19 protein-coding genes are annotated in these 19,851 nt (G+C 73.0%); 15 read left to right on the top strand and 4 right to left on the bottom strand.

The window, feature by feature from the left end; translation table 11 throughout:
* The first annotated feature begins 22 nt into the window (after positions 1-22).
* Positions 23-943, top strand: a complete 921-nt coding sequence (locus tag FU792_RS07980) for an ankyrin repeat domain-containing protein (RefSeq protein WP_022923971.1) — start codon at positions 23-25, stop codon at positions 941-943.
* A gap of 11 nt (positions 944-954) precedes the next feature.
* On the opposite strand, the gene FU792_RS07975 is transcribed toward FU792_RS07980, so the two are convergent.
* Positions 955-2,028, bottom strand: a complete 1,074-nt coding sequence (locus tag FU792_RS07975; RefSeq protein WP_022923970.1) for an alpha-hydroxy acid oxidase — start codon at positions 2,026-2,028, stop codon at positions 955-957.
* A gap of 50 nt (positions 2,029-2,078) precedes the next feature.
* Here FU792_RS07975 and dop point away from each other — a divergent pair, with 50 nt between their 5' ends.
* The 6 genes from dop to FU792_RS07945 all read left to right on the top strand — a co-directional run bounded on the left by dop (position 2,079) and on the right by FU792_RS07945 (position 6,989).
* Entirely contained in the window at positions 2,079-3,632 is a 1,554-nt protein-coding gene (gene dop / locus FU792_RS07970; protein ID WP_022923969.1) for a depupylase/deamidase Dop, read from the top strand.
* Between the two features lie 147 nt (positions 3,633-3,779).
* A complete protein-coding gene (locus FU792_RS07965) occupies positions 3,780-3,995 on the top strand; it encodes a ubiquitin-like protein Pup (RefSeq protein ID WP_022923968.1) in 216 nt (71 codons plus the stop codon).
* The gene (pafA, locus tag FU792_RS07960) at positions 3,992-5,377 is read left to right on the top strand and encodes a Pup--protein ligase (RefSeq protein ID WP_022923967.1); all 1,386 of its coding nucleotides are present in this window, start codon (positions 3,992-3,994) and stop codon (positions 5,375-5,377) included. The genes FU792_RS07965 and pafA overlap by 4 nt, the downstream gene beginning before the upstream one ends.
* A gap of 65 nt (positions 5,378-5,442) precedes the next feature.
* Complete coding sequence (locus tag FU792_RS07955) at positions 5,443-6,003, top strand: FKBP-type peptidyl-prolyl cis-trans isomerase (protein WP_161600227.1); 561 nt, start codon at positions 5,443-5,445, stop codon at positions 6,001-6,003.
* Positions 6,000-6,482 (top strand): FKBP-type peptidyl-prolyl cis-trans isomerase, encoded by a 483-nt coding sequence (locus tag FU792_RS07950; RefSeq protein ID WP_161600226.1) that lies wholly within the window; start codon positions 6,000-6,002, stop codon positions 6,480-6,482. Before FU792_RS07955 ends, FU792_RS07950 begins: the two co-directional genes overlap by 4 nt.
* Positions 6,483-6,590: 108 nt before the next feature.
* Positions 6,591-6,989, top strand: a complete 399-nt coding sequence (locus FU792_RS07945) for an FKBP-type peptidyl-prolyl cis-trans isomerase (protein WP_022923965.1) — start codon at positions 6,591-6,593, stop codon at positions 6,987-6,989.
* A gap of 75 nt (positions 6,990-7,064) precedes the next feature.
* Here FU792_RS07945 and FU792_RS07940 read toward each other — a convergent pair whose 3' ends face one another.
* Both FU792_RS07940 and FU792_RS07935 read right to left on the bottom strand, forming a co-directional pair.
* Entirely contained in the window at positions 7,065-8,459 is a 1,395-nt protein-coding gene (locus tag FU792_RS07940; protein WP_022923964.1) for a cation:proton antiporter, read from the bottom strand.
* A gap of 63 nt (positions 8,460-8,522) precedes the next feature.
* Positions 8,523-9,647, bottom strand: a complete 1,125-nt coding sequence (locus tag FU792_RS07935; RefSeq protein WP_028130816.1) for a DUF3866 family protein — start codon at positions 9,645-9,647, stop codon at positions 8,523-8,525.
* Between the two features lie 58 nt (positions 9,648-9,705).
* Between FU792_RS07935 and FU792_RS07930 the strand changes: the two genes are divergently transcribed.
* From FU792_RS07930 to FU792_RS07895, 8 genes are all read left to right on the top strand, one after another.
* Positions 9,706-10,719 carry a helix-turn-helix transcriptional regulator gene (locus tag FU792_RS07930; protein ID WP_022923962.1) on the top strand — a complete coding sequence of 338 codons (1,014 nt, stop codon included), beginning with the start codon at positions 9,706-9,708 and terminating at the stop codon, positions 10,717-10,719.
* A complete protein-coding gene (locus tag FU792_RS07925) occupies positions 10,719-11,696 on the top strand; it encodes a helix-turn-helix transcriptional regulator (protein WP_022923961.1) in 978 nt (325 codons plus the stop codon). The genes FU792_RS07930 and FU792_RS07925 overlap by 1 nt, the downstream gene beginning before the upstream one ends.
* 1,160 nt (positions 11,697-12,856) lie before the next feature.
* Complete coding sequence (gene tatA / locus FU792_RS07920; protein WP_052327735.1) at positions 12,857-13,147, top strand: Sec-independent protein translocase subunit TatA; 291 nt, start codon at positions 12,857-12,859, stop codon at positions 13,145-13,147.
* Positions 13,148-13,228: 81 nt separating this feature from the next.
* Complete coding sequence (gene tatC / locus FU792_RS07915) at positions 13,229-14,005, top strand: twin-arginine translocase subunit TatC (protein WP_022923959.1); 777 nt, start codon at positions 13,229-13,231, stop codon at positions 14,003-14,005.
* On the top strand, positions 14,002-14,337 hold the full coding sequence (locus tag FU792_RS07910) for a diacylglycerol/lipid kinase family protein (RefSeq protein ID WP_149814682.1): 336 nt from the start codon (positions 14,002-14,004) through the stop codon (positions 14,335-14,337). The genes tatC and FU792_RS07910 overlap by 4 nt, the downstream gene beginning before the upstream one ends.
* A 67-nt stretch (positions 14,338-14,404) precedes the next feature.
* Positions 14,405-14,890 (top strand): hypothetical protein, encoded by a 486-nt coding sequence (locus FU792_RS07905; RefSeq protein ID WP_338101186.1) that lies wholly within the window; start codon positions 14,405-14,407, stop codon positions 14,888-14,890.
* A 14-nt stretch (positions 14,891-14,904) separates the two neighbouring features.
* Entirely contained in the window at positions 14,905-17,847 is a 2,943-nt protein-coding gene (locus FU792_RS07900; RefSeq protein ID WP_022923957.1) for a DEAD/DEAH box helicase, read from the top strand.
* 122 nt (positions 17,848-17,969) lie between these two features.
* Positions 17,970-19,175: an acetyl-CoA C-acetyltransferase gene (locus FU792_RS07895; protein ID WP_022923956.1), complete on the top strand. Its 1,206-nt coding sequence runs from the start codon at positions 17,970-17,972 to the stop codon at positions 19,173-19,175.
* Here FU792_RS07895 and FU792_RS07890 read toward each other — a convergent pair.
* Positions 19,168-19,815 (bottom strand): phosphatase PAP2 family protein, encoded by a 648-nt coding sequence (locus FU792_RS07890; protein WP_022923955.1) that lies wholly within the window; start codon positions 19,813-19,815, stop codon positions 19,168-19,170. The two genes, FU792_RS07895 and FU792_RS07890, sit on opposite strands and share 8 nt — an antisense overlap.
* Between the last annotated feature and the right edge of the window lie 36 nt (positions 19,816-19,851).

Genomic DNA, 19,851 nt, shown 5'->3' with positions numbered 1-19,851 from the left:
TCCGGTGCGGTAGACATGACCCATGGGCCGACGCGGGGTGGGGGTGCTGCTCGTCGTCGGCCTGACTACCCCTGCCATGGGTGGTTGCGGGTTGCTGGACGGGGTGCCGCCCTGCTTCTCGCAGACGCAGCCGTCGCTGCCGACGCCGGAGACGGTCCGGGACCACCTGGACCACGCAGCCGCGGGCCAGCAGGTCTACGACGCCGTCGTGGACGGGGACGAGGAGCGCGTCGCCGAGCTGGTCCGCGGGGACGAGCAGCTCCTGGGCACGCGCGTGGTCCTGCCCGACGGGGTGCGGCCCGGGGACGGCAACGACGGCGACCTGCTCACCTTCGCCGTCGCCGGATGTGACGGCGAGATGGTGGCCACGCTGCTGGACCTGGGTGCCGACCCGGACGGCGAGGCCCCCGGCCTGGCCCTGACGTATGCCCTGCTCGCGGACGACCTCGACCTCGCCGAGCAGCTGCTCGGGGCGGGCGCCGACCCCGACGCGCACGGCCCCGACACGGCACCACCGATGCAGGAGGTCCTCCTCTTCGAGCGGCCGGCGTCGGTCGGCCTGCTGCTGGACCACGGCGCCGACCCCGACCGGGCCGAGCCGGTCAGCGGCGCGACACCGCTGGGGTCCGCGCTGACCTTCGGGGACCTGGAGTCCGCGGGCCTGCTCCTGGAGGCGGGGGCCAACCCCTGGCAGGTCGGGGTGCAGGGCACGCTGCCCGCGTGGCAGCTCACCCAGGAGCTGGAGGACGACGGGGCCGACCAGACCCGGCGCGAGCTGCTGGCCGAGGCACGCGACCCCGACCTCCCGTGGCCGCCCCCGGGCCCGCCGGAGACGACGGCCCGCTTCCTCTCCGGCGAGTGGCCGACGCCACGGATGGAGGCCGCCGGCTTCGTCGCGAGCGAGGGTGCCCTGCGTTCGATGCGGCGCAGTGCAGGGGAGTGAGTCCGCCGTGGTCAGGGTCGCTGCCGACCGGGGTCACCCGGTCCACCGGAGGGCGTGAGGAGGTCCGCCTCGGCGACGTCTGCCGCGGCGGCCACGCCGGCCAGCCGCAGGGCCTCGACCAGCTCGGCGGCCCAGGTCTGCTGCCAGCCGCGCACCCCGTCCTCGCCGTCGACCAGGCCGAGCACCGGAGCACGCCCGGCGAGCACGAGGTCGGCCCCGCAGGCCAGGGCGACGAGCACATCCAGACCGGTGCGGACCCCGCCGTCGACGTAGACCTCGGTCCCCGGTGCCACCGCCGCCCGGATCTCCGGCAGGGCGGTCGCGGTCGGCACGACCCGGTCCAGCTGGCGCCCGCCGTGGTTGGAGACCCACACGGCGTCGGCGCCCGCGTCCCGGCAGCGCACGGCCTCGTCGCCACGCAGGACACCCTTGACGACGACCGGGAGGCCGGTGCGCTCCCGCAGCCACCCGAGGTCCTCGGGGGAGAGGTCGGTGGCCTTCTCCGCGCCGGGGGTCCGCTGCTCGTCGGGCGGGAAGTTCACCCGCAGCAAGGCCGGGTCCGTGGCCTCCCAGACGGTGGCACCGGCATACCTCTTGGTGCTGACGACCGGGGTGTCCACGGTGAGGACCACCGCGCCGGCTCCCGCCTCGACGGCGCGCTCGAGCAGCGGCAGCGACAGGTCCCGGTCCTGGGTGAGGTAGGCCTGGACCCACCAGCGGACCCCGGTGGCGCCGATGTCGGCGAAGGTGGAGCCGGCGTTGCTGGACACCACGAGCAGCTGGCCGGCCGCGGCGCAGGCCCGCGCCATCGCGACCTCGCCCTCGGGGTGGACGGCCCGCTGCAAGGTGGTGGGGGCCACGGCGAAGGGCAGGGCCAGCTCCTCGCCGAGCGCCCGGGCGCGCAGGTCGACGGTGGTCACGTCGCGCAGCACCCGGGGCCGCAGCCGGACCCCGGCCCAGGCGTCCGTCGCCTCGGCGGCGGACGCACCGTCCCCGGCGCCGGTGAGGAGGTACTCCAGCACCGGGGTGGGCAGCACCTCCCGGGCGCGGGCCAGGGCCTCGTCGTAGCGGTAGGTCGCGCTCACCCGGGGCACGCTACCGGGGGGCGGGCACGGCTCGTGACAGGATCGGCGCCATGGGAGTCCGCCGGGTCATGGGCATCGAGACCGAGCTGGGGATCACCAGCACCCAGCTGGACCCGGCCGGGCGCCCGGTGACCCCGATGGTGCTCTCCGGCCAGGTCGTCCGGGGGTATGCCGCCGGCGCCGCCCCGGGGGCGGCGCTCCCCTCCGGCGCGGGATGGGACTACGCCGACGAGACGCCGCTGCGGGACGCCCGTGGCTTCGAGATGGCGCGGGCGCTGGCCGACCGCTCCCAGCTGACCGATGTCGAGGACCCGACGATCGCGACGTCCGTCCTGTCCAACGGGGCGCGCTTCTACGTCGACCACGCGCACCCGGAGTACTCCTCGCCCGAGGTCACCGGGCCGCTCGCGGCCGTCCGCTACGACCGGGCGGGGGAGGAGGTCGCCTGGGGCGCGGTGCGGACCCTGGCCGAGGAGGGGCTGGAGGTGCGGCTCTACAAGAACAACGTCGACGGCAAGGGCGCGTCCTACGGCACCCACGAGAACTACCTCGTGCCGCGCTCGGTGCCCTTCGACCGGCTGGCGCGGCTGCTCATCCCCTTCCTCGTCGCGCGACCGGTCATCGCCGGTGCCGGGCGGGTGGGGATCGGCCAGGCGAGCGAGCGGCCCGGCTTCCAGCTGTCCCAGCGCGCGGACTACCTGGAGGCCGAGGTCGGGCTCGAGACGACGCTGCGCCGCCCCATCGTCAACACCCGGGACGAGCCGCACGCGACCCCGCACCTGCACCGGCGGCTGCACGTCATCGTCGGCGACGCCACGATGGCCGACGTCACCACCTACCTGGCGCTGGGGTCGCTGTCTGCCGTGCTCCGGGTCATCGAGACGCACCCCGAGCTGTTGGAGGGTATGCCGCTCGCCCACCCGGTCGCCGCCGCGCGGGCCCTCAGCCACGACCCGTCGCTGCAGGTCACCGTGCCGCTGGCCGACGGCCGCGAGATGACCGGCCTGGACCTGGTCGAGGCGCACCTCGAGGCCGCCGAGCGTGCCGCGGCCTCGGGCCACGAGGCCTGGGATGACCCGGACGACACCGAGACCGACGAGGTGCTCGGCCGCTGGCGCGAGGTCCTCGACACGCTGCGCCGCGACCCGTCGCAGGCCGCGGGGCAGGTCGAGTGGGTGGCCAAGCACCAGCTGCTGGAGCGCTTCCGGAACCGCGCGGGCGCGGGCTGGGACGACCCCCGGATCGCGGCCATGGACATCCAGTGGCACGACCTCGACCCCGCGCGGGGCCTGGCCCGCAAGCTGCGCGCCGCCGGCCAGCTGGAGCGGCTCGTCACACCGGAGGAGGTCGCCGCCGCCGTCACGGAGCCGCCGCCGGACACACGGGCCTGGTTCAGGGGCGAGGCGGTGCGGCGCTACGGCGCGGCCGGGGGAGTCCGGGCGGCGTCCTGGGACTCGGTGGTGCTCGTCGACGACCGGGGCGGCCTGCGCCGGGTGCGCATGGACGAGCCGACCAGCGGCAGCCGGGCCGCCGTCGTCGGGCTGCTGGACCGGCATACCTCCGCGGCGAGCCTGCTCTCCGAGCTCGCCAGCGAGGACGTCTGACCCCGGACTGCTCCCCGTGCCGGCGACACGCCCATGACGAACGGCTCCAGCGTTCACGTGAACGCTGTGGCCGATCGAGAGGGGAGTGTCGCCGGGACGACGGCGTGACCAGGGGCGTGCGTGGGAGGTCTGGCCTAGGGTAGGACCATGTCGCAGCAGCACTTCCAGCGTCGTGGTCGCGAGTCGGGCGGCGACGGCGAACCCGGCCCGGACGCAGACGGCGCTACACCTCCCAGCGCCCCGGCCGCGCAGAGCGCCGAGCGGGACGCCGCGCTGGACTCCCTCCTCGACGAGATCGACGGCGTCCTGGAGAGCAACGCCACCGAGTTCGTGCACGGCTTCGTGCAGAAGGGCGGCGAGTGAAGCAGCGGGTGATGGGCGTCGAGACCGAGTTCGGCGTCAACGCCACCTTCCGGGGCGGCTCCCGGCTCTCGCCGGAGGAGGTTTCGCGCTACCTCTTCCGCAAGGTCGTGGCGTGGGGGCGCTCCTCCAACGTCTTCCTCGGCAACGGTTCCCGGCTCTACCTCGACGTCGGCTCCCACCCGGAGTACGCCACCGCCGAGTGCACCGACCTGCTGGACGTCGTCGCCCACGACCGGGCCGGGGAGATCATCGTCCAGGACCTCGCGGACGACGCCGAGCAGCGGCTCGCGGAGGAGGGCTTCGACGCCACCGTCTATGTGCTGAAGAACAACGTCGACTCGCGCGGCAACTCCTACGGCTCGCACGAGAACTACCTCATCGAGCGCCGCACCCGCATGGAGCGGGTCACCGAGACCCTGGTGCCCTTCCTCGTCACCCGGCAGCTGGTCACCGGCGCCGGCCGGCTGCACGTCACCGAGCAACGGGCGACCTACCTCGTCTCGCAGCGCGCGGACCACATGTGGGAGGACCTCAGCTCGGCCACCACCCGGTCCCGCCCGATCATCAACACCCGCGACGAGCCGCACGCCGACCCGGAGAAGCACCGCCGCCTGCACGTCATCGTCGGCGACTCCACGATGAGCCAGACCACGACGCTGCTGCGCCTCGGCGCCACCGACCTGGTGCTGCAGATGCTCGAGGCCGGCACGGTCGTGCCCGACCTCGTGCTCGCCAACCCCATGCAGGCGATCCGCGACATCTCCCGCGACCCCACGGGTCGGGTGCCGCTGCGGCTTCGCCGGGGTGGCACCGTCACCGCGCTGGAGGTCCAGCAGCAGCTGCTCGAGCTGGTGACGAGGTATGCCGAGGACGCCGGGATCGGGAGAGAGGGGGCATACCGGGACGTGCTGGAGCTGTGGGGGCGCGGGCTGGAGGCGATCGCCACCGACCGGCTGCACCTCGTTGACACCGAGATCGAGTGGGTGATGAAGAAGAAGCTGCTCGACTCCTACGCCGCGCGCCACGGTCTGGACGCGTGGGACCCACGGCTGCAGCAGCTCGACCTGGCCTGGCACGACATCCACGCCCGGCGCGGGCTGGTGCGGATCCTGGAGCGCTCGGGCGCCGCCCGGACCGTGGTGGACGAGGACCGGATCAGGAGTGCCACGACCGACCCGCCGCAGACCCGGGCCCGGCTGCGTGGCGACTTCGTGCGGGTGGCCGCCGAGCACCGGCGCGACTTCACCGTCGACTGGGTGCACCTCAAGCTCAACGACACCGCCGCGCGGACGGTGATCTGCAAGGACCCCTTCGCCTGGCAGGACGAGCGGGTGGACGCGCTGCTCGAGCACGTCCGTGCCTCCGGTGGTGCTCCCACCTGACGTCCAGTCGACCGGGTTAGGCTGGCGGGGAGACGACGATTCCCCGATTCTGCAAAGGACGCTCCGTGCGCTCTTCCCGACTGCGCTACCTCGCGGCTGCGGCCGCACCCCTCATCTTCCTCGCGGCGTGCAGCCCGAACTCCTCCGGCGAGGGCGACGACGCGAGCGCGACCAGCTCGCCGGGGGACGACGCGGCCGCGACCAGCGCCGCCCCGAACGGCGACCTGGCCGACGTGGAGGTCGACACCGAGGGCGAGGCCCCGGCCCTGACGTGGGACGACGAGCCCTTCGCCGAAGGCGACCTGCCTTTCGTCGCGGCCGGCACGGAGACGCGCACACTGGCCGAGGGCGACGGCGAGGAGGTGGCCGAGGGTCACGAGGTCCAGGTGCAGTACCTCGCCGTCAACGGCACCTCGGGCGAGGAACTCGTCTCGACCTTCCCGAACGACGAGTCGGTCACCCTCGACCTCGGCGACGAGGCGCTCTTCCCGGCCTTCCGGGAGCAGCTGCCCGGCATGGCTGTGGGCGACGAGTTCCTCATGGCGATCCCCGCGAGCGAGGCCTTCGGCGAGGCCGGCAGCGCCCAGCTCGGGTCGGCCCGACCGACACGATGCTGTTCTACATGAGTGTCCAGGACACCGGGGAGCCGCTGACCGAGGCGCAGGGCGAGGAGGTCGAGCCGCAGGAGGGCCTACCCACCGTGACCATGGGCGACACCGGCCCGGAGATCGACGTCGAGGGCGTCGAGGCACCGGACCAGCTCGTGGCCCAGCAGCTGATCCAGGGGGAGCGCCCCGAGGTGGTCGCCGGTCAGACCATCCGGGTCCACTACACCGGCGTGAAGCTGTCCGACGGCGAGCAGTTCGACAGCTCCTGGGAGCGGGGCGAGCCCAGCGAGTTCCCCATCGGCGTCGGCTCGGTCATCGCCGGGTGGGACGAGGGGCTCGTCGGCCAGCCGATCGGGTCCCGCGTGCTGCTCGTCGTCCCGGCCGCCGAGGCCTACGGCGAGGCCGAGGAAGAGACCGAGGGCGAGACCGCGAGCCCGCAGCACGAGCTCGCCGGCGAGGACCTGGTCTTCGTCGTCGACATCCTCGGCGCCTCCTGACCCATCACCCACCGAGCGTCGCGAATGGTGGCCCCACAACCCACCGAGCGCCGCGAATGGTCGGCCGGCGCACGGCATACCTGACATCATCACGACAAGGAGCACCTCATGACTGACTCCCCCTTCGGCCGCGTCCAGAAGGCCAAGCCCGAGATCGACTTCCCCGGTGACGAGCCGCCCACCGAGCTGCAGGTCGAGGACCTCGAGGTCGGCAAGGGCGCGGAGGCGACCGCCGGGTCGACGATCTCGGCCCACTACGTCGGGGTGTCCTGGTCCACCGGCGAGGAGTTCGACGCGTCCTGGAACCGCGGCGAGCCGCTCACCTTCACCGCCGGTGTCGGTCAGGTCATCCAGGGCTGGGACCAGGGTCTGCTCGGGATGAAGGTCGGTGGCCGCCGCAAGATCGTCATCCCGCCGCACCTGGGGTATGGCGACCGCGGCGCGGGCGCTGCCATCAAGGGTGGCGAGACGCTGATCTTCGTCGTGGACCTGGTCGACGTCCGCTGACCAGCTGGAGGCATACCGGGCAACCATTCACGACGCCCGGTCGGGTCTGGGGCAACCATGGGCGGCGCCCGGTGGTCAGGGGGAGGAGTCGGTGAGGCGGGCGCGGTCGCGCTCCAGCCACGCCATGACCGGCGTCGCGAGCACCCCGTGCACGACGACCGAGAGCACGATCGTGAAGACGCAGGTGGCCCAGAGCCACCGCTCGCCGGTCCAGCTCGCCTCGGAGAGGGCGTAGGACAGGTAGTAGAGCGTCCCCACGCCGCGGATGCCGAAGAAGGCGGTGATGGCCCGCTCGCGCCGCGCGAGCGGTCGGTGCACGTCCTCGGCCGTGCGCCAGCGCCCGACCGCCAGGGCGGCCCACCCGGACAGCGGCCGGATGAGCAGGACCAGCGCGACGCCGACGAGCACACCACGCCAGTCGAGGTGCTCCAGCGCCCCGTCGGTGAGCGCGATGCCGACGAAGAGCAGCACGACGAGCGTCAGCAGCCGTTCCAGTCGTTCCACCACACCGTGCATGTGCTCGTGGAACTCGTGCCGGCGCGCCTGGGAGCGCATCGCCATCGCGCAGACGAAGACCGACAAGAAGCCGTAGCCCTGCGCCACCTCGGCGACGCCGTAGGACACCAGCATCGCAGCCAGCGCCAGCAGCGCCTCGCCCTGCTCGGCGAGCCGCAGCGCCTGCTGGCGCGACCGGAAGGCGATGTAGGCCATGAGCCACCCGACCGCGAGGCCGACCACGAGCCCGATGACGACCTTGCCGACCAGCTCGAAGCCCAGCCACCGCCACCCCCACTCCGCGACCGGCCCGAGGGTCACGAGGAAGATCGCGGCGTAGACGAAGGGGAAGGCCAGCGCGTCGTTGAGGCCGGCCTCGGAGGTCAGCGCGAAGCGCACCTCGTCGTGGTCGGTGATCTCGTCGTCGTGCAGCTGGTCGACGACGTCACCGGCGTCCTGCTGGCCGCCCGAGGCCTCGTCGTCACCGCCCTCGTCATCGCGCCCGCGACGGCGGATCGCCGGCCCGTCGACCTGCACGTCGCTCGCCAGCACCGGGTCGGTCGGCGCTAGCACGGCACCCAGGAGCAGTGCCTGGGCCACGCCGAGCCCCAGCCCCCACCAGCCCAGCAGGAAGACGCCCGCGATGGTGAGCGGCATCGCGATCCCGAGCAGCTTCCAGGTCGCCGCCCAGGTGCGGAAGGTGCCGGGGTGCCGCCAGGTCAGCGGCCGGTCCAGCGCCAGACCCACGCCCATGAGCGCGAGCAGCACGGTGAACTCGGTGACGTGCTCGATCGTCTCCCGCTGGTCGGTGGGGTCGAAGGAGAAGCCGGAGCCGAACGGCAGCAGGCCGATGAGCGCGCCGACGACGATGAGGATGACCGGCGCCGAGAGCCAGGCGCGGGTGAGCAGGCTGGGCAGCGCGACCGCGAGCAGCAGCACCGCGCCGCCGAGCAGGAAGACCAGGTCGGAGGACATACCCGCCTCAGGCGTCCGCGAACTTCACGAGGTATGCCGTGGCGCCGGGGGAGTCCATGGCGGTCACCCTAGATCCCCGACCAGCGTCGCGGCGTGCCGACCAGCCACGGCGGCGACGAGGAAGCTCGCAGGGTCCTCCTCCAGGCCGCGGCCCATCGTGGACAGGGTCACCGGGACGTCCCGCAGCGCGTCGAGGAGCCCGCAGGTGTCCACGTCGACCACGGTGAGGTGGGGTGCGTCGTCGGCCAGCGCCCGGGCCTCCTCCCGCACCCGACGCAGGCAGCTCGCCAGCGGGTCCGTCAGGCGGTCCGTCGTCGCCGGCACCGGCACGTCGGCCGGGTGGGCCAGGACCCGGCCGAAGGCCGTGGCGCTGTGGTGCGACAGTCCGCGGTGCCGCTCGCGGGCGTCCGCCTGCGACACCCGCAGCCCGGCCACCGGCCGTCCGCCCAGGACCCCCGCGGCGTTGAGCGCCTCGCCCGCGGCCACCCCGGAGAAGCCCCACCGGGTGTCGGTGCCCAGATTGCCCGGTCCCTGCACGACCACCGCGAGGTCGGCACCGACGACGTGCCGGGCCGCGAGCAGGGCGGTGTGCACCGTGACCGCCTCGAGGTCGCCGCCGTAGGCCTGCCCGGCGGTGATGGTCGCCGCGAGCCACCCCGCGTCGCGCAGCCCGGCCACCGTGCGCGACCACGCCAGCGGCAACGCCCCGCCGTCGGTCATGACATAGGCGACCCGGGCGCGGGGTGCTCGTTCGCGGACGCCCGCGAGCACCGCGGGCAGCGCTGAGTGCAGGTCGGTGGCGAGGACGGGCAGTCCCTCGAGGTCGTCGGCCTCGGCCAGCGTGCCGTGGTGCTCGCCCTCGGGGTCGTCCACGCCGAGCACCATCGGCTGCAGCGGGGTGTAGCGCGCCTTGACCAGGTGACCCGCTGCCTGGTCCGGCGTCGTCCCCGGCCAGGCGTCCGGCCGGTCCGGGATCGCGACGACGAGGGCATACCCCCCGGTGCCCAGCCCCCGCTCCAGCGCGGTGATGTTGAGCAGCACCCGGTCGCCGACCACCGGGGCGCCGACCAGCTCGAGGTAGGCGAGCGCCCGCACGATCGCGCCGCCGTCCAGGTCGACGGAGACGACCACCACCCCGTCCCAGCCGGGCAGCAGCTCGCGCACCCGACCCTCGCGCCACGTCATCACGACAGGTGAGCCTATAGATGCCCGGGTCCGGGGAGCCCGGACGGTAGCCTGTCGGACCATGGCGACGAAGGCGAGCGCGGGGGTCAGCCCTGCCACGGCGAAGACCGAACGCCTGCTCAACCTCGTCATCGCCCTGCTGCACACGCGGCAGCCGCTGTCCAAGGCCAAGCTGCGCCAGGCGGTGCCCGACTACGCCGCGGGCAGCGTCGAGGCCTTCGAGCGGATGTTCGAGCGGGACAAGGACGAGCTGCGGGCGCTGGGCATCCCGCTGCGCACCGAGCCGATCGACGCCTTCTTCGACGACGAGCCGGGATACCGCATCGACCAGCGGGAGTACGCCCTGCCCGAGATCGACTTCGCCCCGGACGAGCTCGCGGTGCTGGGCCTGGCCGCGCGCTCCTGGAGCCAGGCCAGCCTCGCCGGGCCGGCCGCGCAGGCGCTGCGCAAGCTGGACGCCGCCGGGGTGGTGCGCGACGAGTCGTCGGTCGCCGGGATCGAGCCGCTGCTGCACACCCCCGACCCGGCCTTCGAGCCGGTCCGGGATGCAGTCCTGACCCGCACGCCGATCACCTTCGACTACCGCGGCGGCAGCGGCGACCTCGCGCACCGTCGGGTCGAGCCCTGGGGGCTCACGAGCTGGCACGGCCGGTGGTACCTCACGGCCCACGACCTCGACCGCGAGGCGCCACGGGTCTTCCGGCTCGACCGCGTCGTCGGCACGCCGAAGCGTTCCGGCCGGGCCGGGGGGTATGCCGTCCCCGACGACCTCGACACTCTCGCCATGATCCGGCGCAGCGCCGGGGAGGACCCGCCGTCGGACCGGACCGCGCGGCTGCTCCTGCGCGACGGCGCGGTGGCCTCGCTGCGCCGCCGGGGGAAGGCCACGACGGGTGGGGACGCACCCGAGGGCTGGAGTCTCGTGGACGTGGCCGCCGGGTCGTGGCCGCGCCTGGCGCGTGAGGTCTGCGCCGCGGGCCCCGACGTCCGCGTCGTCGACCCGCCGGAGCTGGCGACGCTCGTCGCCGACCAGCTCCGTGCCGTGGTCGCGGCGCACGGTGGGCAGGAGGGCTGATGGCCACCTACGAGAGCGCGACCTCCCGCGTGTCCCGGATGCTGACGATGGTCCCCTGGCTGGTGCACCGCCAGGGCATCGACCTGTCCACGGCGGCCGCCGAGCTCGGCGTCACCGAGGAGCAGGTCGTCGAGGACCTGCAGGTGCTCTTCCTGTGCGGGCTGCCCGGGCACTACCCGGACGACCTCATCGAGGCCTCCTGGGAAGGCGGCCGGGTCTTCGTCGGCAACGCCGACACCATCGCCCGCCCGCTGCGGCTGGGACGCGACGAGGCGCTGGCCCTCATCGTCGCGCTCCGCGCCCTGGCGGCGACACCGGGGCTGGCCGAGCGGGACGCCATCGACCGGGCGCTGGCCAAGCTCGAGGCGGCCGCGGGGGAGGGCGCCACGGGGGCCGCCCAGGTGCAGGTCGCCCTGGAGCAGCCCGTCGACGACGAGCTCGCCGGACGGGTGCGCACCGGCCTGACCGAGCGACGGCGACTGCACCTGCGCTACACCTCGGCCAGCCGCGACGAGACCACCGAGCGCGACGTCGACCCGCTGCGGGTGCTCTCGGTCGACGGCCGGTGGTACCTCGAGGGCTGGTGCCACCGTGCCCGGGGCGTGCGCCTCTTCCGGCTCGACCGGATCGAGGCCGCCGAGGTGCTCGACGTGCCGGCCACCCCTCCGCAGGACCTGCCCGAGCGTGCCGTCGGCACCGGGGTCTACCGCCCCGACCCTGAGGACCAAGCCGTCACCCTCGACCTCGACGCCGGCTCTGCGTGGGTCGCCGAGCAGATCCCGGCCGAGGAGGTCGAGACGCGCGACGACGGCTCCGTGCGGATGGTGCTACGGGTCGCCGACCCCCGCTGGCTCCTGCGGCTCGTGCTGCGCGAGGGCGGGGGAGTCCGGGTCGTCGAGCCGGCGGCCCTCGTCGACGCGGTGCTTGAGAGCGCCCTCATTGCCCTTAGCGCAAGTGTTCAGCCGGAGACTAAGTAAATCTTTGGCAAACTGGTTGCACCCAATTCTGTGACCCTGTGCGTTAATAGAGTTCGGAAAGCGAGGGTACGTGCTGCCAGACATTCTCCATGCGTCTACGCCGCATGTAAGTCCAAGGGGCTTCTGCATGCTACGCAACGCTGGCAGTGCTGCTCAGTCCAACAAGGAGGCGCAATGAAAAACACTCTGGCAACTGGTACTGCTATCCTCTTGTTGATGGCTGCCGCTGCGTCACCGGCACATGCACAAGCCAGCAGTGGCGCAGCAGGTGACTTGCAGGAACCGCCATCGCAGTCGAGCGATTACGAAGCTCTGGGTAATAGCAAGAGCTGTGGGTGGGCCGCCGGGCCAGCAGGAACTCGGCAGTGCGTTCACCTCAGCACATACGAGAATTTCGTAGGATGGGCTGGTAGCGAGTACGTTACGGGCTGGGGGGCGGTGAACAACATGTGCGACAGGGCACACGGCATCAAGTTCAAGAAGAAGGGTGACTCGTCATACACCTACTACACCCGATATCTAGACACCTGCCTGCCCCCGGTACTTTTTTCGTCGTACCACGAGTGGGAGATAAACACGAGTGTCCAAAGCGGATCGCAGGTCTGCGCCCGATCTAAGAACTCGTACACCAACGATGTATGGACGAGTTGGCGGTGCCAAACCGTTTATGGGACCATATAACCGGCTTGGCGACTGTTTTCCCGTTGCGAACGCCGTGGCGATGCCGTGAAGGGTGCATTCGCGTGCGGGATTGGGGCTTGAGTGACAGCCCGGGTGCCCTCTAATCGAAACCGTCTAGGTGGGTACTCAAGCCAGCCGTGGTCTGTTCTAAATCCCGAGGCATCAGGCGGATGCACTAGTCTGGGTCACGCCAAGTTGGCTGCAGAGTCAGTCAGTCGGCACGTCGCAAGCGAGGACTTCGCGACACCATCTCGCGGTAGAAGGTGCGGCGATAATCGCCCAACCCATGAGCTCGACGGCCATGGGTTGGGTGCAGAGCCCAGACTCAAACCACTCACCCGCTACGAAGACAGCGACGAGATCGCGCGTACTGACCTGCCATGAGGCTGGCGCTACAGCAACCACGCACCTGGTGCTCGGCCACGGCGTAGACTGCAGGGCATCCACGCCTGGTGGCGCGAACTATAGGGAGACTTCTCATGGCTGGCCTCAAGCTCTGGCACATCGTCGTGCTCATCATCGCTTTCGTGATCCTCTTCGGCTGGAAGAACCTGCCCAGCATGGCTCGGTCGGTCGGTGAATCCCTGCGCGTCTTCAAGTCCGAGGTCGACCAGATGAAGGACGACGGAGAGGCCCGGAAGGACGCCAAGGACTCCGAACGGCCCGCCCTCGACGACCGCAGCAAGAGCGACGACACCGACACCGCCCGCGTCGAGTACGACGCGATGAAGCGGCGAGAGGGCGGCGAGGGCGCCGGCACCGGCGCCTGAGCGTCCTGCTCGCCTCCCGTCAGACCTCCTCGTGGCCCGCACTGACCGCCCGAGCCGGCGCCGCCGAGACCCCAGGGTCGGATGGCGCTGGCCGAGCACTTCCGGGAGCTGCGTAACCGGCTGACGATCAGCGTGCTGGCGATCGGTGTGCTCTCGGTGGTGGGGTGGTACTGGTACGACGAGATCTTCTCCTTCGTGAACGCGCCCATCGTCAACGTCGCTCGAGAGCGCGGAGATGACGAGGTGATGCTGCGCTTCCGCAACATCACCGAGCCCTTCGCCATGCAGTTGCGGGTGGCCGTCTTCAGCGGCATCCTGCTGGCAAGCCCGATCTGGCTGTGGCAGATCTGGGCCTTCCTGCTGCCCGGCCTCACCCGCCCGGAGAAGCGGATCGCGCTGTCCTACTTCTTCATCTCGATCCCGCTGTTCTTCGCCGGCGCGGCGCTGGCCGCCTTCACCTTCCCGCGGCTGGTCGCGATCCTGCTCAGCTTCACCCCTGTGGGTGCGGCCAACCTGCCTGATGCGCAGGACTTCCTGACGCTGTGGCTCTACTTCATGCTCGCCTTCGGCCTGGCGTTCCTGCTGCCGGTCGTGCTGGTGGCCGCCAACCAGATCGGGGTCCTGTCCGCCCGGATGATGCTGCGCAGCTGGCGGGTCGTCCTCTTCGGCATCCTCGTCTTCTCGGCGTTCATGACCCCGGACCCCAGCGCGTGGACCATGCTGGCCATGGCCTCCCCGGTCTTCGCCCTCTACTGGTGCGCGGTCGGCGTCGCCTTCCTCATGGAGCGCCGCCGCGCGAAGAAGAACCCGGACCGCTATGCCGGACTCTCACCCGACGAGGCAACCCCCCTGTCATGAGGTATGCGCTCGCCCACGGCCGACGCTCGGGCCGGCGGGGCGGGGCGGCCCTGGGCGAGCAGGCCGTGCGGCGGCTCCGTGCCGAGGGCCACGACGTGGTGGAGGTCGTCGGCGACTCGCTGGAGCAGGTGCGGGCGGCCTGTGCGGCGCTCGTGGCGGACGGCGTCGACGTGCTGGCGGTCGCCGGCGGGGACGGCCTGGTGAGCCTGGGCGCCGACGTCTGCGCCGGCGCGGGCACGACGCTGGGCGTCCTGCCCGCCGGCACCGGCAACGACAACGCCCGCAGCCTGCGTCTGCCGCGCGACACCGACGCCGCGATCACGTGCTCCTGACCGGCACCCCGCGCACCGTGGACACCCTGCACCTCAGCGACCTGGACCGACGTGTGCTCGGCTCGGTCTGCTGCGCGCTGGACGCCCGGATCAACGCGCCCGCGCCAACGAGTGGCCACGCTGGCTCGGCGCCAGCAGCTACACGCTCTCCGCGCTCGTGGAGATCGCCCTGCTGCGCCGCCAGCCGCCGCTGCACTACCGGCTCGAGGTCGACGGCCGGACTCGCGACCTCGACGCCCTCATCGTGGTCGCGGCCACGATGCCCTACCTCGGCGGCGGGCTCCCGCTCGCCCCCGACGCCGACCCGGCCGACGGCCTGCTGGACCTGGTCGTCGTGAGCCCCGTTTCGCCGCCCGAGGCGGTCGGGCTGCTGCGCGCGATCCGGGCGGGACGGCATACCTCCCACCCGGCGGTGCACCTCACCCGGGCCCGGGAGGTGCTCGTCGAGGGCCCACCGGACATCGTCGCCCACGGGGACGGCGAGCCGCTCGCGGCGCTGCCCCTGGGCGTGCGGGTCGACCCCGCGAGCCTGCGGGTGCTCACCCCCGCCTGACGTAGCCTGGAGGCATGTCCACCCCCGCGGAGCGATATGCGGCCTCGCGTGCACGCGCGAGGTGGGAGGCCACCCCGGCGGGGCGGTTCACCGCCTCCCTCGGCTTCGAGCCCGACCCCTTCCAGCTGGAGGCGATCGAGGCGGTGCAGGGCGGCGCCGGCGTGCTCGTCGCGGCGCCCACGGGGGCGGGCAAGACCGTGGTCGGCGAGTTCGCCGTGGCCCTCGCCCTGGAGACCGGCCGCAAGGCGTTCTACACGACCCCGATCAAGGCGCTGTCCAACCAGAAATACCACGACCTCGTCGCCCGCCACGGCCCCGACAAGGTCGGCCTCCTCACCGGCGACTCCTCCATCAACGGCGAGGCGCCGGTGGTCGTCATGACGACCGAGGTCCTGCGCAACATGATGTATGCCTCCTCGCCCACCCTGGAGGGACTCGGCTTCGTCGTCATGGACGAGGTGCACTACCTCGCCGACCGCTGGCGCGGTGCGGTCTGGGAGGAGGTCATCATCCACCTGCCGGAGTCGGTGCAGGTGATCTCGCTGTCGGCGACGGTCAGCAACGCCGAGGAGTTCGGCGACTGGCTGCGGCAGGTCCGTGGCCGCGGCGACGCCGGCTCGCTGCGGGTCATCGTCTCCGAGCACCGGCCGGTGCCGCTGTGGCAGCACATGATGGTCGGCCAGCGGATGTACGACCTCTTCGTCACCGACGGCACCCGGGCCGACCCCGGCACCGACGGCACCACCCGGGTGAACCCCGAGCTGCTGCAGGCGATCTCGGCCGCCGAGCGGTCCGCCCGCTCCGAGGGCGGGTGGCGCCGGGAGGACGCCGGCGGGCCCCGCGGCCGACGGGGGGACCGGCGCGCCAAGGGAGGCCGGAGACAGGCTCGGGACGACCGGCGGGGCGGTCGTGGCAGCGCTCAGGGCCGGGGCCCGCGCCCGGCCGAGCGCGGCCGCCGCGACGACGGCGCGCAGAGCATGCGCTACAGCAGCGGTGACGCCGGCTTCGCGCGCGGGTCCCTGCCTGGCGGGGTCGCCAGCCGGGCCCAGGTCATCGACCGGCTCGACCGCGAGGCGCTGCTGCCGGCGATCACCTTCATCTTCAGCCGGGCCGGCTGCGACGCCGCGGTCCAGCAGCTCCTGGGGCGCGGCACCCGGCTCATCCCCGAGGAGCAGGGGCAGACGATCCGCGCGCTCGTGGCCGAGCGGGTGGCGGAGGTCGACCCCGCCGACCTCGGGGTGCTGGGCTACCACGACTTCGTCGAGGGCCTCTCGCGCGGCTACGCCGCCCACCACGCGGGCATGCTGCCGCTGTTCCGGGAGATCGTCGAGGAGCTCTTCACCGCCGGGCAGGTCCGGTCCGTCTTCGCCACCGAGACCCTGGCGCTCGGGATCAACATGCCCGCCCGCACCGTCGTGCTGGAGAAGCTGGTGAAGTTCAACGGCGAGGAGCACGCACCGGTCACCCCGGCGGAGTACACCCAGCTCACCGGGCGCGCCGGGCGTCGCGGCATCGACGTCGAGGGGCACGCCGTGGTCCTGTGGCGCCGCGGCGTGGACCCGATGGACGTCGCCGGCCTCGCCTCGACCCGCACCTACCCGCTGCGCAGCTCCTTCCGGCCCAGCTCCAACATGGCGGTCAACCTCGTGGCGCAGTACGGCCGGGAGCGCGCCCACGAGCTGCTGCAGTCGAGCTTCGCGCAGTTCCAGGCCGACCGCTCCGTCGTGGGGCTGACGACGCAGGTCCGGCACAACCTCGAGGCGCTGGAGGGGTATGCCGCGTCCATGGTGTGCGACCGCGGCGACTTCCGGGAGTACGGCCGGCTGCGGCACGAGCTGTCCGAGCTGGAGAAGAAGGCCGCCCGCACGCGGCAGGCGCAGCGCCGCAGCGACATCGGCCACGCCCTCGAGGAGCTGGAGCCGGGGCAGGTGGTGCAGCTCGACGGCGGTCGGCACGGCACGATGGCCGTCGTCGTCAAGGGCGCCAAGGGCCGCTCCGCCGGGCCCGAGCCGACCGTGGTCACCTCGCACGGGCGGGTGCAGCGGCTGACCGTCGCGGGTTTCCGCGACGTGCCCGAGGTCATCGGCAGCCTCAAGATCCCCTCGCACTTCAACGAGCGCAGCCCCAAGGCCCGCAAGGACCTCGCCGCGGCGCTGCGCAGCACGGTGCGCGAGCCGGTCCCCGGACAGCGCGGGCGCGACCGGGGCGCCGGCAGACCGGCCGGAGTGGAGGCGCAGGTGGAGGAGCTGCGCGCGCAGCTGGCCGCGCACCCGTGCCACAGCTGCCCCGAGCGGGAGGACCACGCGCGCTGGTCGGCGCGGTGGTGGAAGCTGCGCAAGGAGACCGACGACCTGCAGCGCCGCGTCTCGCACCGCACCGGCACCCTCGCCGCGACCTTCGAGCGGATCTGCGACCTGCTGTCGGCGACCGGCTACCTCAGCGAGGACGGCCTGGAGGTGACGCTCGAGGGACAGCGGCTGCGGCGGATCTACACCGAGCTCGACCTCGTGGTGGCCGAGGCGCTGCGGCGCGGCACCTGGCGGCGCCTGACGCCCGCCGACCTCGCCTCCGTCGTCTCCGCGCTGGTCCACGAGGCGCGCGGCGACGAGCCGGGGGACCCGCCCACGCCCAGCGTCGAGGTCGCCGAGGCACTGGGGGAGATGGCGGCGATCTGGACGCAGGTGCAGTCGGGCAAGCTCGCGCACAACCTCACCGGCGACCGCGAGCTCGACCCCGGCATCACCTGGATGGTGCACCGCTGGGCCTCGGGCCGTGGCCTGGAGGAGGTGCTGCGCTCGGGCGACCTGTCGGCCGGTGACTTCGTGCGCCGCGCGAAGCAGGTCGTCGACCTGCTCGGGCAGATCGCGCAGGCCGCGGACGAGGAGGTCGCCGCCACGGCGCGGCGCGCCTCCTCGGCGATGCTCCGCGGTGTCGTCGCCGCCGACCGGCTCGACTGAGCACGCGAGGACCGAACGGTGCGGGTGAGGATGCTCGCGCAGCGAGCCTGGTTGCCCGGAACAGAGCTGACGCGCGAGCGCAGGGAGCGCCGGGCCGTCCCTGTGCTGCGTAGTCTTGGCCCATGGCCGAGATCGTCGTCTGCTCCCCGCTCCGCACCCCCGTCGGGGGATTCCTCGGCAGCCTGGCGAGCCTGTCCGCCGCCGACCTCGGGACCCGGCTGCTGCAGGTCCTGCTGGAGCGCACCGGGCTGCAGGACGGCGACGTCGACGACGTGATCCTCGGCAACGCCAACCCCTCGGGCGAGATCCCGGCCCTCGGCCGCATCGTCGCGCTCAACGCCGGGCTGGAGTCCGCGCCCGGTATGCAGCTGGACCGGCGCTGCGGGTCCGGCCTGCAGGCGGTGCTCACCGCGGCGTCGCAGGTCGCGAGTGGTGGCAACCGGCTCGTCGTCGCCGGGGGAGCGGAGTCGATGAGCAGCGTCGAGCACTACGCTCTGCTGCGCCAGGGCGTCCGGGCCGGCGTCGAGCTGGCCGACCGGCTCGCCCGGGCGCGCTCGACCGCGGGCGGCGAGCACCACCCCGTCCCGGGAGGCATGATCGAGACGGCGGAGAACCTGCGACGCGACTACGCCATCTCCCGGGAGGCGCAGGACGAGCTGGCGGTGCGCTCGCACCAGCGGGCGTCCGCCGCCCAGCGGGAGGGCCGGTTCGAGGCCGAGCTGGTCCCGGTCGAGGTGAGCAGCCGCAAGGGCGTCACCGTCGTCGACACCGACGAGCACGTGCGACCCGACACCGACCAGGCGACCCTGGCCGGGCTGCGGCCGATCATGGGCCGCCAGGACCCGGAGGCGACCGTCACGGCAGGCAACGCGAGCGGACAGAACGACGCGGCCGCGCTGTGCGTGGTCACCACCCGGCAGCGGGCCGACCAGCTCGGGCTCGTGCCCATGCTCGCGCTGCGGTCGTGGGCCGTCGCGGGGGTGGCTCCGGAGACGATGGGGATCGGGCCGGTGCCGGCGTCGGCGGCAGCCCTGGAGCGTGCCGGGCTCACGCTGGCCGACATGGATCTCGTCGAGCTCAACGAGGCCTTCGCCGCGCAGGCGCTCGCCGTGCTGCACGAGTGGGGCATGCCCGGCAGCGACCAGTGGGAGCGGCTCAACGTCAACGGCTCGGGGATCTCGCTGGGCCACCCGGTGGGAGCCACCGGCGCCCGCATCCTGGCGACGATGGCGCACGAGCTGCACCGCCGGGAGGGCCGCTACGCCCTGGAGACGATGTGCATCGGGGGAGGCCAGGGGCTGGCCGCGGTCTTCGAGCGGGTCAGCTGAGCCGCGCGCCGCTGCCGGTGTCGCCGCGCACCAGCAGGCCGAGCCCACCGGCGCCGACAGCGAGCAGCACGGAGGCGAGGACGTCGCTGGGCCGGTGATAGCCCAGCATGACGACCAGGGCACCCATCCACGCCGTCACGCCGGCCCCGAGCACCGCCGCGAGGGGCAGCCACCGCCGGGGCACGACCAGCAGCAGGGCCAGCCCCAGCGCCGCGGCCGCCCCGGTGTGGCCGCTCGGCAGCGAGTTCGACATCAGCCACGGGTCGGCCAGCTGCGGTCGCGGCAGCCCGGCCTTGAGCACCTGGGTCGCCCCGACGAGCAGCGGCACGCAGACGAGCACGGCGAGGCCCGTGCGCACCCGCCGCGCCAGCGCCACGGCACCCACGGCCAGAGCCAGCGCGAGCAGCAGGTAGGGGTCGGGCAGCAGGGCGTCGAGCGCCCGGTGCTGCGCACCGGTCACGGTGACAGCATCCATGAGGCCGGTGTCGACGCGCTGGCCCGACGTCGTCCGGACGGCGAGGGCATACATCAGACCGAAGCCGACGGCCGCGCCCACGAGGAGCACCCAGGGCAGCCGGGACGCGGTCGTCGACCGGCTGCTCGGGGCCGGACCGGCCTGCGGAGCCTGCGTCGTGGTCATGCCTCCACCGTAGGAGCGCGACCTGTGGGTGGCCTG

It is taken from the genome of Serinicoccus marinus DSM 15273, assembly GCF_008386315.1.
In the GTDB taxonomy this organism is placed as follows: Bacteria; Actinomycetota; Actinomycetes; order Actinomycetales; family Dermatophilaceae; genus Ornithinicoccus; species Ornithinicoccus marinus.
This window is presented reverse-complemented; position numbering and strand designations above follow the sequence as displayed.